Source organism: Gryllotalpicola sp. CP2-P1, from assembly GCF_057512245.1.
In genome coordinates, this window is record NZ_JBLRDT010000049.1 from 1 (window position 1) to 15,890 (window position 15,890).

The window sequence follows — 15,890 nt, forward strand, 5'->3', positions numbered from 1 at the left end:
AGGACCGGACGGCCGCCGCCGCGCACTCAACCACTTCAACAAGCACGCGAAGGGCGCGCTCGCGCGGGCCTACGCGCTGAGCGACGGCACGCCGCGCTCGCTGGCCGAGCTCGTCGAATGGGGCGCCGCGCACGGGTTCCGGCTCGAGCCGGGCATCCAGCAGGAGAGCCGGTCGTCCGTCACGCTCGTGACGCGCGCGGCCTGAGCCGGGCCGCTCGCGCACCGCGTCGCCGCGTCGCCGCGCCCGGCGCGACCGGGATCTCACAGCCCATTGCCCGAAGCTTCAAATGAGATATGCTCAATCTCGGTTGGGCCGAGGCGCACGCATGAATCGGTCACCGCCCGGTGCTCTCCCTCGTCTCGCTCTGCGGTCGGGCAGCAGCGATGACATGCAGCGGGTGGTGAGACCGCGACATGCCTAGGGGTGCGCTTCGGCCCGACTCGTCTCACGAACCGGCGCGCCAGCAGCCCTCGACGTGGTCGTCGACCAGCCCGGCCGATTGCATCAGCGCATACATCGTGGTCGGGCCGACGAACTTGAAGCCGCGCTTGCGCAGCTCTTTGCTGAGCGCCGTGCTCTCGGGCGTGACCGCAGGCACGTCGAGGAACGACGCGGGCCTCGGGCGCGACCCGGCCTCGGGCGCGAACGACCAGACGAGCTCGACGAGGGGTCGGTCGAGGGCGAGCACCGCGCGCGCATTGCTGATGGTCGCCTCGATCTTGCCGCGATGCCGGATGATACGGGTGTCGGCGAGCAGGCGCTCGACGTCGGCCTCGCCGTATTCGGCGACGACGGCCGGGTCGAAGCCGTCGAACGCGGCCCGGAACCCTTCGCGGCGCCGCAGGATCGTGATCCACGACAGGCCGGCCTGGAACCCCTCGAGGCAGATCTTCTCGAAGAGGCGTCGCTCGTCTTTCAGCGGGTGGCCCCACTCGTCGTCGTGGTAGGCGATGTATTCGGGGCTCGAGACCGACCAGGCGCAGCGCAGCTTCCCGTCGGCGCCCTCGACCGCGTCGCGATAGGCGCTCATGCGGCGAGCGTGATGCCCTCGTGGGCAAGCAGCCAGAGTTTGGTCGGAATGCCGTCGCCGCCGCTGTAGCCCGTCACCCGGCCGGAGGAGGACAGCACCCGGTGACAGCCGATGAGCAGCGGAACCGGGTTAGCCCCGACGGCGCCGCCCACAGCCCGGCCCGCGGTCACCAGCCCGAGCTCGTGGCCGATCTCGCCGTAGGACGTGAACTCGCCGAACGGCAGTCGTGCGAGGATCGCCCACACGGACTTCTGGAAGTCGGTGCCGCGCAGGTGCAGGGGAACGTCGAACGCGGTGCGCGTGCCCGCGAAGTACTCGGCGAGCTGCCGCACGGCCTCGTCGAGCACGGCGTTCGGGTTCTCGGGCAGCGTCTCGAGGGGAAGGCGCCCGTCGCGGGCGATCGACAGCGAGGTGACGGCGTCGCCGTCGCTGGTCAGCTCGAGGCGGCCGATAGGGGAGTCGGTGCGCGCCAGGAAGAGGGGAATCGCGGTGGTCATGGCTCGACAGTAACCGCCGCCGCCGACACCGGCTCGCGGGAATCGGACATCGGTTGAGAAGGCGCGGGCGCGCGGCCCTGTGCTGGGGGAGATCCGCGCAACGCACGCGAGGATGGAGGCATGGCCGACCCGCAGAACCTCGTCCGAGACGCACTCGCGAAGCATCCGATCATCGACGGTCACAACGACTGGGCGTGGGAGGTCAGGGACCAGCGCGACTACTCGGTCGAGGGCCTCGACCAGGACCTCGGCGACTCCTTCGACACCGACGTGCCGCGCCTCAAGGCGGGGGGAGTGGGCGGCCAGTTCTGGTCGGTCTATGTCGAGGACCGCCGCGAGGGCGCCGTCGCCGTGCGCGAGACGCTCGAGCAGATCGACTTCGTCCACCGGCTCGCTGCGCGCTTCCCGCAGCACTTCACCCTCGCCCGCACGGCCGACGACCTGGCCCGCGCGCGACAGGCCGGCACGATCGCGAGCTTCATGGGGGCGGAGGGCAGCCACCAGCTCGACGGCTCGCTCGCGGTGCTGCGCGAGTACGCGCGGCTCGGCGTGCGCTACCTCACCCTCACGCACTGGCTGACCACCGAGTTCGCGGATTCCGCGACCGACGACCCGCAGCACGGCGGCCTCTCTGATCGCGGCCGCGAGCTCGTGCGCGAGCTGAACCGCCTCGGCATGCTCGTCGACCTGTCGCACGTGGCGGCCACCACGATGCACGATGCGCTCGACGTGGCATCCGCCCCTGTGATCTTCAGCCACAGCTCGTGCCGGGCCGTCACCGATCATGTGCGCAACGTGCCCGACGACGTGCTCGAGCGGATGCGGGCCAACGGCGGCGTCGTGATGATCACCTTCGTGCCGGGCTTCGTCTCGACCGCGTACAAGGAGTGGATCGAACGCGGCCGCCAGGGCGAGGCTCCGCGGGTCACGGTCTCGGATGTGGCCGACCACGTCGAGCACGCGCGCGCCGTGGCGGGCATCGAGCACATCGGCCTCGGCGGCGACTTCGACGGCGCCCCGCAGTTCCCCGAGGGTCTCGAAGGCGTCGGCGACTACCCGAAGCTGCTGGCCGAGCTCGCCGCCCGCGGCTGGAGCGCCGACGAGCTGGCGGCGCTGGCGGGCGGCAACATCACGCGCGTGCTGAAGGCGACGGATGCCGCCTTCCAGGCATCCCGATAAGCAACGCACCCGCGTGCGCTCATAGGCTCGAGTCATGGCAGAAATCGAATACCGCACCCTCGGCACGTCCGGCCTCGTCGTCTCGACGGTGGGCCTCGGCTGCAACAACTTCGGGCGTCCAGGAACGGCGACCGAGACGCAGGAGGGCACGAATGCGGTGATCGACGCTGCCATCGACGCCGGGGTGACGCTGTTCGACACGGCCGACATCTACGGCGGCGGCGAGAAGGGCCTCTCAGAGACGCTCATGGGCACCGCACTCGCCGGCAGGCGCGACCAGATCGTGCTCGCGACCAAGTTCGGCATGGACATGGAGGGCCGGAACGGCCCCGACTGGGGCGCTCGCGGGTCTCGGCGCTATGTGCGCCGTGCCGTTGAGGCGTCGCTCACGCGGCTGAAGACCGACTGGATCGACCTCTACCAGCTGCACCGGCCCGACCCGGCGACGCCGATCGAAGAGACCCTCGCGGTGCTCGACGACCTCATCAGCGAGGGGAAGGTGCGCTACATCGGGCACTCGAACCTCTCGGGCTGGCAGATCGCCGATGCCGAGTACCAGGCGGTGCTGCACGGCCACCCTCGGTTCATCTCGGCGCAGAACCACTACAACCTGCTCGTGCGCGAGGCCGAGCGCGAGGTGCTGCCGGCCGTCAACCAGTACGGGCTCGGCTTCCTGCCGTACTTCCCGCTGCAGAACGGACTCTTCACCGGCAAGTTCAGCCGTGCGGGCGGGCCGGCCGACAGCCGCATCATGCAGCAGCGCAAGCACATCCTCGACGATGCCCCGTGGGACCTGATCGACGAATACCAGGCGTTCGCCGACGCCCGCGGCATCACCATGCTTCAGGCGACCTTCGGCTGGCTGCTCGCCCAGCCGGGGCTCACCTCGGTGATCGCGGGAGCGACCAAGCCCGAGCAGATCGTCGCCAACGCCGAAGCGGCGTCCGCATGGCATCCCTCGCCCGACGAGGTGGCCGAGATCTCGCGCATCTTCGCCGCGTACGTGTAGCGCGACCTCCTTTCCATCGCGCGGCGACACTAGCTGCGGGAATCGCGTCTCGCCTTTTCGCGCGGCGACAGTGGATGCCGGAATCCCGTGTCGCTTTTTCGCGCGGCGACAGTGGATGCCGGAATCCCGTGTCGCTTTTTCGCGCGGCGACAGTGGATGCCGCTTCTCGGCCCGGCGTGTGGCATCTATTGTCGCCGCGTGGGGGTGCTGCGGAGGCAAGAGGCATCTATTGTCGCCGCGTGGGGATGGGGTGCGAAGGCAAGGGGCATCTATTGTCGCCGCAGCGTTCAGCCCCGCGCCTCTTGCCGAGTGAGCGCTCACTCACTAAAGTGAGCGAGTGACCAGAACGGATGCCTCGGCTGACGCGCCCCCCGCGCGCCGTGCCCCCGCGATGAGCCCAGAGGACCGCCGCGCCCAGATCGTCGACGCGGCGATCCCGCTCGTGATGGCACACGGCGTGGCGGTCACCTCGAAGCAGATCGCCGAGGCAGCCGGCGTCGCCGAGGGCACCGTGTTCCGGGCCTTCGGCGACAAGGACGCCGTCATCGAGGCGGCGGTCACGAAGTACCTCGACCCCGAGCCGCTGCGCGAGCAGCTGCGCCGCATCGACCCGAGCGTGTCGCTCGACTTCACGGTGCGCCAGGTGGTCTCCGCCCTGCAGGATCGCTTCCGCGGCATGTTCACGATGATGGCCGCCCTCGGCCGCAGCGGGCCGCCCGAGCGTCGGCCGTCGTCGAGCAGCGACTACGCGAGCATCGTCACAGAGCTGGTGCAGCCCGAGCTCGACCGGCTGCGCATTCCCGCCGAGCGCGTGGCACCCTTCCTGCGCCTGCTGGCATTCGCCTCGTCGATCGAGGTGTTCCAGGCATCCATGCCGATCGGGCTCGATGAGCTCGTCGACCTGGCGGTGCACGGCATCGCAGGCGAGGCTCCCGCGGGTGAGGCTCCCGCGGGTGAGGCACCCGCCGGCGAGGCACCCGCGGCCGCCGCACCCGAGGGCCCGGCATCCGCCACCCCCACACGGAAAGAAGCGCAATGCTGATCGCCCTGCTGCGGCGCCACCTCGGCCCGCATTGGAAGCTGCTCGTGGGGGTGCTGGTGTTCCAGCTCGCCCAGTCGCTCGCGGCCCTCTACCTGCCGACGCTCAACGCCGACATCATCGACAACGGCGTCGCGAAGGGCGACACCGGCTACATCATGCGCATCGGCGCGTGGATGCTGCTCGTGACGCTCGCGCAGGTCGCGTGCTCGATCACCGCGGTCTACTTCGGAGCCCGCGCGGCGATGAGCCTCGGGCGCGATCTGCGGGGAAGCGTGTTCACCCGCGTCGGGCAGTTCAGCGAGCGCGAGGTGCAGCTCTTCGGAGCGCCGAGCCTCATCACGCGCTCGACCAACGACGTGCAGCAGATCCAGATGCTCGTGCTGATGAGCTGCACCATGATGGTCTCCGCGCCGATCACGGCGGTCGGTGGTGTCATCCTCGCGATCCAGCAGGACGCCGAGCTGTCGTGGATCATCGCCGTCGCGGTTCCGGTGCTGCTGATCTGCGTCGGGGCCGTCGTGAGCCGCATGGTGCCGTGGTTCCGGAAGATGCAGAAGCGCATCGACGCCGTGAACCGGGTGCTGCGCGAGCAGCTCACGGGCATCCGCGTTGTGCGCGCCTTCGTGCGCGAGGACATCGAGACCGAGCGCTTCGAGCGCGTCAACGGCGACGTCATGGAGGCGGCGCTCAACGCCGGGCGCTGGATGACGACGATGTTCCCCATCGTCATGCTGATCCTCAACCTGTCGAGCGTCGCCGTGATCTGGTTCGGCTCGTTCCGCGTTCAAGAGGGCATGCCGATCGGCGCGCTCACGGCGTTCCTCGCCTATCTCGCCCAGATCCTCATGGCGGTGATGATGGCCACGTTCATGGCCGTCATGGTGCCGCGCGCCGCCGTGAGCGCCGGGCGCATCGGCGAGGTGCTGGGCACAGAGCCGTCTATCGCGGCGCCCGCCGCTCCGGTCCGCGAGCTGCGCGAGCGGGGCACGATCGAGCTCTTCGAGGTCGGGTTCCACTACCCGGGCGCCGAGCAGCCCGTGCTGACCGACGTGTCGCTGCGCGCCGAGGCGGGGCAGACGCTCGCGATCATCGGATCCACGGGTGCGGGCAAGACGACCCTGGTCAACCTGCTGCCCCGGCTCTTCGACGCCACGAGCGGCACCGTCTACGTCGACGGCGTCGACGTCGCCGAGCTCGACCCCGAGCTGCTGTGGAGCCGCATCGGCCTCGTGCCGCAGAAGCCGTACCTCTTCTCGGGGACGGTGGCGAGCAACCTGCGCTACGGCAACCCGGACGCCACTGAGGACGAGCTGTGGCGCGCTCTCGAGATCGCTCAGGCCGCCGGGTTCGTCCGCGAGATGGACGGCGGGCTCGAGGCCGCGATCGCGCAGGGCGGCACGAACGTGTCGGGCGGCCAGCGGCAGCGGCTCGCGATCGCCCGGGCCCTCGTGAAGCGGCCCGAGATCTATGTGTTCGACGACTCGTTCTCGGCGCTCGACCTCGCGACGGATGCCCGACTGCGCGCCGCCTTGAAGAGAGAGGTCGACGGCGCAACCTTCGTGATCGTCGCGCAGCGCGTGTCGACCATCGTCGACGCCGACCAGATCGTCGTCATCGACGACGGCCGGGTCGTCGGGATCGGCCACCATGAGGAACTGCTGGCGGGCAACGACACGTACGCCGAGATCGTGAACTCGCAGCTCACTGCGGAGGAGGCGCGATGAGCGACCAGAAGAGCCCCACCCCTGGTGCCCCCGCCGCTGCCGCTGCGCGCCCGCAGACGCCGCAGACGCGCCCGACGCGCCGCGGCCCGGGTGGCGGCGGCCCGATGGGCATGGCGATGCCGGGGGAGAAGGCCTCGAACTTCGGCCCGTCGGCCAAGAGGCTTCTCGGCCGGCTGCGCGGGGAGCGCCTGGCCGTCGCGCTGGTGGCGCTGCTCGGTGCGGCATCCGTCGCCTTCACGGTCGTCGGGCCCAAGCTCCTCGGTGACGCGACGAACATCGTGTTCGCGGGCTTCATCGGGCGCCAGTTCGCGCACGTGCCGGCCGGCACGACCAAGGCCGAGGTGATCGCGGGCCTCGAGAAACAGGGCAACGGCCAGCTGGCCGACCTGCTGCGGCACATCGACTTCACCCCCGGCCAGGGCATCGACTTCACGGCGCTCGCGCACCTGCTGATGTGGGTGCTGCTGCTCTATGTCGTCGCGGCGGTCTTCGGCTGGGCGCAGGGCTGGATCATGAACGGCGTCGTCGCGCGCGTCACGTTCGCGCTGCGGCAGGACGTCGAGGCGAAGATCCACCGCCTGCCGCTGTCGTACTTCGACCGGATGCCGCGCGGCGAGCTGCTCTCGCGGGTGACGAACGACATCGACAACGTCCAGCAGAGCCTGCAGCAGACGATGAGCCAGCTGCTGCAGTCGCTCCTCACCGTGATCGGCGTGCTGGCGTTCATGTTCTGGACCTCGTGGCTGCTCGCGCTGATCGCGCTGGTCACGATCCCGCTCACGATCGTCGTGACGCAGCAGATCGCCAAGCGCTCGCAGAAGCAGTTCGTGGCGCAGTGGCGGCACACGGGCGAGCTCAACGCCCAGATCGAAGAGGCGTTCAGCGGCCACGCCCTGGTCAAGGTCTTCGGGCGCCATCGCGAGGTCGAGGCGCGGTTCGCCGCGAAGAACGACGAGCTGTTCGACGCGAGCTTCGGCGCGCAGTTCGTCAGCGGCATCATCATGCCGGCGATGATGTTCGTCGGGAACCTCATCTACGTCGTGATCGCCGTCGTCGGCGGCCTGCTCATCACGAGCGGCTCGCTGTCGCTCGGAAGCGTGCAGGCGTTCATCCAGTACTCGCGCCAGTTCACGCAGCCGCTCACCCAGCTCGGGTCGATGGCCAACCTGCTGCAGTCGGGGGTCGCGAGCGCCGAGCGCGTGTTCGAGCTGCTCGATGCCGACGAGCAGACGCCGGACGATGCGGATGCCGAGCCGCTCGGCGCGGTGACGGGCCGCTTCGCCTTCGAGGACGTCGCGTTCTCGTACGCGCCCGACGCGCCGCTCATTACCCGCCTGAACCTCGTGGCAGAACCCGGGCAGACGGTCGCGATCGTCGGGCCGACCGGTGCAGGCAAGACGACGCTCGTGAACCTCATGATGCGCTTCTACGACCCCGATTCCGGCCGCATCACGCTCGACGGCGTCGACACGCGCCGCCTGCGGCGGCAGGAGCTGCGCGGCGCGATGGGCATGGTCCTGCAGGACACGTGGCTGTTCGCGGGCACGATCCGCGAGAACATCGCGTATGGCCGGCCGGATGCCAGCGAGGAGGAGATCCTCGCCGCGGCGCGCGCCGCCTACGTCGACCGCTTCGTGCACTCGCTGCCCGACGGCTACGACACGGTGCTCGAGGACGAGGGCGCGAACGTCTCCGCAGGCGAGAAGCAGCTGCTCACCATCGCGCGGGCGTTCCTGTCGCGGCCGTCGGTGCTGATCCTCGATGAGGCGACGAGCTCCGTCGACACCCGCACCGAGGTGCTCGTGCAGCAGGCGATGAGCGCGCTGCGGGCGGGGCGCACCTCGTTCGTGATCGCGCATCGGCTCTCGACGATCCGCGACGCCGACCTCATTCTGGTGATGGAGCACGGCGACATCGTCGAGCAGGGTTCGCACTCCTCGCTGCTCGAGGCCGGCGGGGCGTACTCGAGGCTCTACCAGGCGCAGTTCGCGGGCGCAGTCGTCGACGAGGCCTGACTAGTCGGGCGGACTTCCCGCTCACAGGCGCTGATCCGGGGAAGTTGTGCCACTTTCCCGCGCTCTGTTGCGTTGGGCAACGGATGCCCCGGCGAGGCTGGCCTGCATGACCCAGACCGCCCCGCCCGACAAGCTCATCCGCCTTCGCAGCTCGCGCGACGTCGTCGCCGCTGTGCCCCACCTGCTCGGCTACCGCCCGCGCCGCAGCATCGTGTTCCTCAACACGCACGCCGACGCGCAGGTGTCGACCCTGCGTGTCGACCTGCCCGAACCGGCGCCGCCCGCCGTCGAGAAGAGGCTCATCGCGTCGCTCGTCGGCATGCTCTGCAAGGTGCCCGAGGTCAGCCGCGTGCTGGTCGTGGTCTATGCCGAGGGGCCGTTCGACGCCGGCGGGGACGTGCCGCGCGCATCCTTCGTTCGGCCGCTGATCGGCCGTCTGCTCGACTCGGGCTTCGTGGTGCACGATGCGCTCTGCGTGGCCGACAATGCCTGGGGTGCGTACGACGGGCACGATGCGGGCATCCCGCACCGGCTCGACGAGCTCGACGAGACGCCGCTCGGCGCTGACGGCGACCCGGTCGCGGCCGACGTCGCCGAGCTCGCGGCACTTCCGACCGTCGGGCACCTCGCGCGGCGCGCCTTCGATGCGGCGATCGACAGGGCTATCGGCGGGTCCGGCGCGGTGCGACCGATTCTCGCTGCCGAGCAGGCGCTCGCCCTCGACGCAGGCACGGCCGACAGCGACGAGCTCGCGGCGATCGTGCCGGTGCTGCTGTACCCAGAGCTGCGCGATGCGGTCCTGTTCACGTGGGCGTGGGGCGCGCAGCGCGGTCTCGAGCTGCTCGACGAGGCCGAGCGCATCGACGCAGGTGAAGTCGGCCCCGGCGACGACACGATCGCCCTCGATCTCATGGGCCTCGGCGACGCCGAGCCGCCCGATCACGAGCGGGTCTCTCGAGCGATCGCGCTGATGTCGCGCATCGCGGCCCTCGCCCCTGACGACGTCGCGCACGTCGCGCTGACCGTGCTCGGCTGGCTGCACTGGTCGCAGGGGCGCGGGTCGGTCGCGAGTCGCCTCGTCGATCGGGCGCGCGAGCTCGACCGGTCCTACGGCCTGGCCGAGCTGCTGCAGACCGTGCTGCGTCAGGGGCATCTGCCCGGCTGGGCGTACGCGATGCCGGGCGACTGAAGGCGGGGCCGGTCAGGGCCGCCGACTACGATCTGTGGAGACCACGCCCCTTACGGAGGAACTCCCGCATGCCTGTCGATGCCCAGCTCATCGCCTTCGACCTCGACGACACTCTGGCCCCCTCGAAGTCCCCCCTGCCCGACACGGTCGCCTCAGTGCTCGCGCGGCTGCTCGAGAAGGCATCCGTCGCGATCATCTCGGGCGGCCAGATCGGCCAGTTCCGCCAGCAGGTGATCGAACGGCTGACGGGTGCCTCCGAGGCGGGCCTCGGGCGGCTGTTCCTCATGCCCGTCACCGGAACGCAGTACTGGCGCTACGTCGACGGCGAGTGGTCCATGCAGTACGAGGACGGGCTCTCGGCGGAGGAGAAGTCCGCGGCGCTCGCCGCGATCGAGGCCACCGCGAAGCGGTTCGGCTACTGGGAGGCCGAGACGTGGGGCCCCATCCTCGAAGACCGCGGCTCGCAGATCACGTTCTCGGCGCTCGGCCAGCAGGCTCCTGTCGACGCGAAGAAGGCGTGGGATCCGAGCGGCGAGAAGAAGAACCGCCTTGCGGCCGCCGTGCAGGCGCAGCTGCCGCAGCTGTCGGTGCGCTCCGGCGGGTCGACGTCGATCGACATCACCCGCGCCGGTGTCGACAAGGGCTACGCGCTCGAGCGGCTCGTCGAGGTCAGCGCCATTCCCGTCGAAGACATGATCTTCGTCGGCGACCGGCTCGACCCCGACGGCAACGACTACCCCGTGGTGCGCACGGGCGTCCGCACCCAGATGGTCGGCGGCTGGGAAGACACGGTGGCCTACCTCGAGGGGCTGCTCGCGGAGTAGCCCGGGCCGGCCTCTGCGCGCGGCGCGCCCGCGTGGGGCATCCGCCAACCGCTCAGAGCTTCGTCCAGGCGTCCTTCAGCACGCCCTCGAGGATCTCGCGCATCTGCGCGAACTCCGACGGACCCACGGTGAGCGGCGGCGAGAGCTGGATCACGGGGTCGCCGCGGTCGTCGGCGCGGCAGTACAGGCCGTTCTCGAACAGCTCGTGCGAGACGAAGCCCTTGAGGATCCGCTCGGACTCCTCCTCCGTGAACGTCTCCTTCGTGGCCTTGTCCTTCACGAGCTCGATGCCGAAGAAGTAGCCGGCGCCGCGCACATCGCCGACGATCGGCAGCGCAAGCAGCTTCTCGAGCTCGGCGCGGAACAGCGGCGAGTTCTCGGCGACGCGCTGGTTGAGCCCCTCTTCTTCGAAGATGTCGAGGTTCTCGAGGGCGACCGCGGCCGACACCGGATGCCCTGCGAAGGTGTACCCGTGCAGGAAGTTGTTCTCGCCCGTGCGGAACGGCTCGTAGATGCGGTCGCTGACGATGGTGGCGCCGATGGGGGAGTAGCCGGACGTCAGCGCCTTCGCGCAGGTGATCATGTCGGGCTGGTAGCCGAAGTCGACCGAGGCGAACATCGAGCCGATGCGGCCGAAGGCGCAGATCACCTCGTCGGAGACCAGCAGCACGTCGTACTCGTCGCAGATCTCGCGCACGCGCTGGAAGTAGCCGGGAGGCGGCGGGAAGCACCCGCCGGAGTTCTGCACGGGCTCGAGGAAGACGGCCGCGACCGAGTCGGCGCCCTCGAACTCGATCGCCTGGCGGATCCGCTCGGCGGCCCAGATGCCGAACTGCTCTTCGGTGCCGCCCGGGAAGCCGTTCTCTTCCGCGCGGTAGTAGTTGGTGTTCGGCACGCGGAACCCGCCGGGCGTCAGCGGCTCGAACTGCTGCTTGAGGCCGGGCAGCCCCGTGATCGCGAGCGCCCCCTGCGGGGTGCCGTGATAGGCGATCGCCCGCGAGATGACCTTGTGCTTGCCGGGCTTGCCGACCAGCTTCCAGTAGTTCTTCGCGAGCTTGAACGCGGTCTCGACCGCCTCGCCGCCTCCCGTGGAGAAGAACACGCGGTTGAGGTCGCCCGGCGCGAAGTCGGCGAGCCGGTCGGCGAGCTCGATGGCCGCCGGGTGGGCATACGACCACAGCGGGAAGAAGGCGAGCTGCTCGGCCTGCTTCGCAGCGGCTTCGGCGAGCCGGCGGCGGCCGTGGCCGGCGTTGACGACGAACAGGCCGGCGAGGCCGTCGATGTACGACTTGCCGCGGCTGTCCCAGATGGTGTGGCCCTCGCCGCGGACGATGATGGGCGTCTCGCCGGCCTCGAGCGGCCCCTGCGACGACATGTGCATCCACAGGTGGTCCTTCGCCTTCGCGCGCAGCGCGGCGTCTTCGGCCGCGGAGTAGACCGTGGCGGGAGCGATCGTGTCGGTCATGGTGTGCTCGATTCCCCTAGCGAACGCGCGCCGGCTCAGCGCGTGCCCCAGTTGTAGTGCTGCTTCTGCAGCCGGAGGTAGACGAAGGTCTCGGTCGAGACCACGTGTTCGATGGCGCGGATCTCGGAGTTCAGCAGCGTGATCAGCTCCTCGTCGCTCTCGCACACGACTTCGACGAGGATGTCGAAATCGCCTGCCGTGAGAACGACGTAGTCGACGGCGTCGAGCGCCGAGAGCTGCTCGGCCACCACGCGGGTGTCGCCGCTGACGCGGATGCCGATCATGGCCTGCCGGAAGAAGCCGAGCTGCAGCGGGTCCGTCACCGCGACGATCTGCATGACGCCGGACTCGGTGAGCTTCTGCACCCGCTGGCGCACGGCGGCCTCCGAGAGTCCGACGGCCTTGCCGATCTCCGCGTACGAACGCCGGCCGTCCTCCTGCAGCTGCTCGATGATCGCTTTCGAGACGTCATCGAGCGGCTGGGGGCGGGGCGCGACGGGTCGCGAAACGGTCGACATGCGTCGATTCTGTCAGTGCAAGGTATGTCCGGCAAGTGAATCCGTATCAGGTAGCGCGGATTGACGACGGAATCGGTAGAGTCTGCGCATGACGTCGACGCGTACGCTTCAGAACTTCATCGCAGGCGAATACACGGATGCCAGGGCCGAGCGCACCCTCACGCTGGTCGATCCCGCGACCGAGGGGGAATACGCGCAGTCGCCGGTCTCCTCGCCCGAGGACGTCGATCGGGCCTTCCGCGCCGCGGCCGATGCGTTCCCCGTCTGGCGCGAGACGACTCCGGCCGAACGGCAGCTGGCGCTGTTCCGCATCGCCGACGAAATGGAGCGCCGCGCCGACGACTTCGCCGACCTCGAATCGCAGGACACCGGCAAACCGCGAGCGAATCTGGTCGCCGACGAGATCCTGCTGTCGGTCGACCAGATCCGCTTCTTCGCGGGCGCCGCGCGCAACCTCGAGGGCCGTGCGGCCGCCGAGTACATGAAGGACCACACGAGCTTCGTCCGCCGCGAGCCGATCGGGGTCGTCGGCCAGGTGACGCCGTGGAACTACCCGTTGAACATGGCGGTGTGGAAGTTCGCACCCGCGCTCGCCGCGGGCAACACGACGGTGCTGAAGCCGTCGGACACCACGCCCCAGTCGACGCTGCTGCTGGCCGAGATCGCCGCGGAGTTCCTCCCAGCGGGCGTCCTCAACGTCATCGTCGGCGACCGCAGCACCGGCGCCGCGATGATCGACCACAAGACGCCGCAGCTGGTGTCGATCACGGGGTCGGTCCGCGCCGGAATGGAAGTGGCGCGTGCGGCATCCGCAGATCTCAAACGCGTTCACCTCGAGCTCGGCGGGAAGGCGCCGGTCGTCGTGTTCGACGATGCCGACCTCGAGAAGGCGGTGGAAGGCATCGCGAGCGCCGGCTACTTCAACGCGGGGCAGGACTGCACGGCCGCCACCCGCGTGCTCGTGCACGAGCGGATCCACGACGAGTTCGTGGCCGCGCTCGCCGCCTACGCGAAGGCGAGCACGCCGGTCGGACTGCCGGGCGACCCCGACGCCTTCTTCGGCGCCGTCAACAACGCCGACCAGTTCGCGCGCGTCATGGGATTCCTCGACCGGCTGCCCGACCACGCGACTGTCGTCACGGGCGGCACGCGCAAGGGCGAGCGCGGATTCCTCATCGAGCCGACCGTGCTCGACGGCCTCCGGCAGGACGACGAGCAGATCCAGACAGAGATCTTCGGGCCGGTCATCACCGTGCAGACGTTCCGCGACGAGGCCGAGGCGCTGCGCCACGCGAACGGCGTGCAGTACGGCCTCGCCTCATCCGTGTGGACGAAGGACCACGGCCGCGCGATGCGATTCGCCAAGGGACTCGACTTCGGCTGTGTGTGGATCAACACCCACATTCCGATCGTCGCCGAGATGCCGCACGGCGGCTTCAAGCACTCGGGCTACGGGAAGGACCTCTCGCAGTACGGCTTCGAGGACTACACCCGCATCAAGCACGTGATGTCGTACATCGGCGAGTGACCGTGCTCGTCGTCCGTCGCTCTCGTCCGATGCACAATTGACAACCCGCTCAACAACGGTGCAGTTCACTGACTAGGCTGTCTGCGTCCACCGATCAACTCCATCCCGGGAGAACTCTGTGACTCAAATCGGTCGCAGCAGCAGGCGGCACGACATCGCCGTGCCCGAACGCGAGGGCGAGCGCATCACGCTCTCGTGGTCTGCCGCGAGCGATCGCGGGCATCGCAGGGCGGTCAACGAGGACAGCGTGCTGGCCCGCGCCCCGATCTTCGCGGTCGCCGACGGCATGGGCGGCCACGAAGCGGGCGACTTCGCGAGCTCGGCGGTGATCACCCGCCTCGCCGAGCAGCTGGGGCGGCGCTTCATCGCCGCGCCCGAGATCAGCGACGCGCTTCGGGCAGCCGTCGACGACATGAGTCGCGGGGTCGGAATGACCGACCTCGGCACGGGCACGACGGTGACGGGCATCGCCCTCACCTTGCGCGACGGCTCGCCGTACTGGCTGGTGTTCAACATCGGCGACTCGCGCGTCTATCAACTGGTGGGCGGCGTCCTCGAGCAGCTCACGGTCGACCACAGCATCGTGCAGCAGCTGCTGGACAGGGGGCTGATCACCCCGGCCGAGGCCGAGGTGCACCCCCACGCCAACGTGATCACGCGGGCGGTCGGCTTCAACGAGGACCCGGTGCCCGACTTCTGGCTCATTCCGATCGTCGCGGGTTCGCGCCTTCTCGTGTGCTCCGACGGGCTCACGAAGGAGCTCACCGAGCACGGCATCCGCCACTTCCTCTCCATCGGCAGCTCGGCCGCAGACACGGCCTCGCGTCTGATGGACGCCGCGCTCGGAAACGGCGGGCGCGACAACGTCAGCGTCGTCGTGGTCGATGTGCTCGGAACGCCCGAGCTCGCGGCAGCTGGGCCCCGAACTGGGGGCGAGGGAAGGCGGGCCCGGACAGGGCCGCTTCCGGCGTGACCTGGGGGTTCTCCCACACTGCCCGGGTTATCGTGAGGGAGTGCAGGGGACAGGTGCGCTGAGATGCCGCGTGTGCGGAAGCGAGCTCTTCGAGGGGGCGATCTTCTGCGGCGAGTGCGGCAGCGCTGTCGAGGCGACGCCGTATCTGCGGCATCCGATCGACGACAACCGGCCCACCGACACTCAGGTGGTCACCGCGTCGGTACTGCGCACCATCACCGAGTCGGCCGCCCGCCGCAGCGCAGCCGCTGCCAAGCCCGCCGTGATCGAGACATCGGCGCTGCCCGACCCCGGCGACCTGTCCGCGCCCGTTCCGACGTGGGTCCTCGCCGCCTCGACGGGTGAACGGGTCATCGTCGCGGGCAGCGGTCTCGTCGGCCGCAAACCGGTGGCCGCCGCGGGCGAGAGCTTCGATCAACTGGTCGCGATCGCCGATCCGGGCCGCTCCGTGTCGAAGACGCACCTCGAGTTCGGCGTCGAGGGCGACGAGCTGTGGGTGCTCGACCGGTTCTCGTCGAACGGAACCGCGATCGTCGGGGCGGACGGATTGCGGCGCGAGTGCGAGCCGGGGCGCCGCTACCGGGTCGCGCGCGGGTCGCGAGTCGAGATCGGCGACCAGTACCTGATCGTCGGCTAGCGTCGCCGGCACGCGGGAGCGCCACGGGTCTTCCCCAGCACAGCGCGCAGATCGTCCGCGTTCTCCACATTTCAGGGCTGTGGCGCGATGGCGGATGCCTCGGCCGTGCTGTCCTGAACGGGTGACCGCCCTTTCCCTTCCGCCTCGGCCGCCCGAGCCGCGCCCGCCGCGCATGTCGTGGGCCGCCTTCATCACGCCTGTGGTGATGGCCGGGGCGCTGTGGCTCATGACGCGCTCGCCGTATGCGCTGGCGTTCGCC

General features: G+C 69.7%; 14 protein-coding genes and 1 pseudogene. 11 read left to right on the top strand and 4 right to left on the bottom strand.

From position 1 onward, the window contains the following. Positions 1–205 (top strand): annotated as a pseudogene (locus ACM2XV_RS05930) (peroxide stress protein YaaA); the annotation flags it as partial. Positions 206–446: 241 nt separating this feature from the next. Here ACM2XV_RS05930 and ACM2XV_RS05935 read toward each other — a convergent pair. Beyond that, the gene (locus ACM2XV_RS05935) at positions 447–1,031 is read right to left on the bottom strand and encodes a DNA-3-methyladenine glycosylase I (RefSeq protein WP_344773237.1); all 585 of its coding nucleotides are present in this window, start codon (positions 1,029–1,031) and stop codon (positions 447–449) included. Next, positions 1,028–1,528: a methylated-DNA--[protein]-cysteine S-methyltransferase gene (locus ACM2XV_RS05940; protein ID WP_344773235.1), complete on the bottom strand. Its 501-nt coding sequence runs from the start codon at positions 1,526–1,528 to the stop codon at positions 1,028–1,030. Before ACM2XV_RS05940 ends, ACM2XV_RS05935 begins: the two co-directional genes overlap by 4 nt. 120 nt (positions 1,529–1,648) lie before the next feature. On the opposite strand from ACM2XV_RS05940, the gene ACM2XV_RS05945 reads away from it, so the two are divergent. The 7 genes from ACM2XV_RS05945 (at position 1,649) to ACM2XV_RS05975 (ending at position 10,510) form a co-directional block, all read left to right on the top strand. Further along, positions 1,649–2,707, top strand: coding sequence for a dipeptidase (locus ACM2XV_RS05945; protein ID WP_487026256.1), 1,059 nt, complete (start codon positions 1,649–1,651; stop codon positions 2,705–2,707). A 34-nt stretch (positions 2,708–2,741) separates the two neighbouring features. Next, positions 2,742–3,716 carry an aldo/keto reductase gene (locus ACM2XV_RS05950; RefSeq protein WP_487026257.1) on the top strand — a complete coding sequence of 325 codons (975 nt, stop codon included), beginning with the start codon at positions 2,742–2,744 and terminating at the stop codon, positions 3,714–3,716. Positions 3,717–4,053: 337 nt separating this feature from the next. Beyond that, on the top strand, positions 4,054–4,758 hold the full coding sequence (locus tag ACM2XV_RS05955) for a TetR/AcrR family transcriptional regulator (RefSeq protein ID WP_487026258.1): 705 nt from the start codon (positions 4,054–4,056) through the stop codon (positions 4,756–4,758). Next, positions 4,752–6,482 (top strand): ABC transporter ATP-binding protein, encoded by a 1,731-nt coding sequence (locus ACM2XV_RS05960; protein ID WP_487026259.1) that lies wholly within the window; start codon positions 4,752–4,754, stop codon positions 6,480–6,482. Before ACM2XV_RS05955 ends, ACM2XV_RS05960 begins: the two co-directional genes overlap by 7 nt. Continuing rightward, positions 6,479–8,497 carry an ABC transporter ATP-binding protein gene (locus ACM2XV_RS05965; protein WP_487026260.1) on the top strand — a complete coding sequence of 673 codons (2,019 nt, stop codon included), beginning with the start codon at positions 6,479–6,481 and terminating at the stop codon, positions 8,495–8,497. Before ACM2XV_RS05960 ends, ACM2XV_RS05965 begins: the two co-directional genes overlap by 4 nt. A gap of 106 nt (positions 8,498–8,603) precedes the next feature. Beyond that, a complete protein-coding gene (locus tag ACM2XV_RS05970; protein ID WP_487026261.1) occupies positions 8,604–9,686 on the top strand; it encodes a DUF4192 family protein in 1,083 nt (360 codons plus the stop codon). Positions 9,687–9,754: 68 nt separating this feature from the next. Continuing rightward, a complete protein-coding gene (locus ACM2XV_RS05975; protein WP_487026262.1) occupies positions 9,755–10,510 on the top strand; it encodes an HAD-IIB family hydrolase in 756 nt (251 codons plus the stop codon). A gap of 52 nt (positions 10,511–10,562) precedes the next feature. On the opposite strand, the gene ACM2XV_RS05980 is transcribed toward ACM2XV_RS05975, so the two are convergent. Continuing rightward, positions 10,563–11,975, bottom strand: coding sequence for an aspartate aminotransferase family protein (locus tag ACM2XV_RS05980; RefSeq protein ID WP_487026263.1), 1,413 nt, complete (start codon positions 11,973–11,975; stop codon positions 10,563–10,565). A 35-nt stretch (positions 11,976–12,010) separates the two neighbouring features. Then, positions 12,011–12,493, bottom strand: coding sequence for an Lrp/AsnC family transcriptional regulator (locus ACM2XV_RS05985; RefSeq protein ID WP_344773218.1), 483 nt, complete (start codon positions 12,491–12,493; stop codon positions 12,011–12,013). Between the two features lie 88 nt (positions 12,494–12,581). Between ACM2XV_RS05985 and ACM2XV_RS05990 the strand changes: the two genes are divergently transcribed. The 3 genes from ACM2XV_RS05990 to ACM2XV_RS06000 all read left to right on the top strand — a co-directional run bounded on the left by ACM2XV_RS05990 (position 12,582) and on the right by ACM2XV_RS06000 (position 15,631). Next, complete coding sequence (locus ACM2XV_RS05990; RefSeq protein ID WP_487026264.1) at positions 12,582–14,021, top strand: gamma-aminobutyraldehyde dehydrogenase; 1,440 nt, start codon at positions 12,582–12,584, stop codon at positions 14,019–14,021. 118 nt (positions 14,022–14,139) lie between these two features. Beyond that, on the top strand, positions 14,140–14,994 hold the full coding sequence (locus tag ACM2XV_RS05995) for a PP2C family protein-serine/threonine phosphatase (RefSeq protein WP_344773214.1): 855 nt from the start codon (positions 14,140–14,142) through the stop codon (positions 14,992–14,994). Between the two features lie 70 nt (positions 14,995–15,064). Further along, on the top strand, positions 15,065–15,631 hold the full coding sequence (locus ACM2XV_RS06000) for a hypothetical protein (protein ID WP_344773212.1): 567 nt from the start codon (positions 15,065–15,067) through the stop codon (positions 15,629–15,631). Positions 15,632–15,890: the final 259 nt, after the last annotated feature.

What these genes read in the sequence shown, in the direction of transcription:
- ACM2XV_RS05935 (WP_344773237.1), bottom strand. Translation starts at nt 1,031, where the DNA reads ATGAGCGCCTATCGCGACGCGGTCGAGGGCGCCGACGGGAAGCTGCGC.
- ACM2XV_RS05980 (WP_487026263.1), bottom strand. Translation starts at nt 11,975, where the DNA reads ATGACCGACACGATCGCTCCCGCCACGGTCTACTCCGCGGCCGAAGAC.
- ACM2XV_RS05990 (WP_487026264.1), top strand. Translation starts at nt 12,582, where the DNA reads ATGACGTCGACGCGTACGCTTCAGAACTTCATCGCAGGCGAATACACG.
- ACM2XV_RS05965 (WP_487026260.1), top strand. Translation starts at nt 6,479, where the DNA reads ATGAGCGACCAGAAGAGCCCCACCCCTGGTGCCCCCGCCGCTGCCGCT.
- ACM2XV_RS05950 (WP_487026257.1), top strand. Translation starts at nt 2,742, where the DNA reads ATGGCAGAAATCGAATACCGCACCCTCGGCACGTCCGGCCTCGTCGTC.
- ACM2XV_RS05975 (WP_487026262.1), top strand. Translation starts at nt 9,755, where the DNA reads ATGCCTGTCGATGCCCAGCTCATCGCCTTCGACCTCGACGACACTCTG.
- ACM2XV_RS05940 (WP_344773235.1), bottom strand. Translation starts at nt 1,528, where the DNA reads ATGACCACCGCGATTCCCCTCTTCCTGGCGCGCACCGACTCCCCTATC.
- ACM2XV_RS05985 (WP_344773218.1), bottom strand. Translation starts at nt 12,493, where the DNA reads ATGTCGACCGTTTCGCGACCCGTCGCGCCCCGCCCCCAGCCGCTCGAT.
- ACM2XV_RS05960 (WP_487026259.1), top strand. Translation starts at nt 4,752, where the DNA reads ATGCTGATCGCCCTGCTGCGGCGCCACCTCGGCCCGCATTGGAAGCTG.
- ACM2XV_RS05945 (WP_487026256.1), top strand. Translation starts at nt 1,649, where the DNA reads ATGGCCGACCCGCAGAACCTCGTCCGAGACGCACTCGCGAAGCATCCG.
- ACM2XV_RS05970 (WP_487026261.1), top strand. Translation starts at nt 8,604, where the DNA reads ATGACCCAGACCGCCCCGCCCGACAAGCTCATCCGCCTTCGCAGCTCG.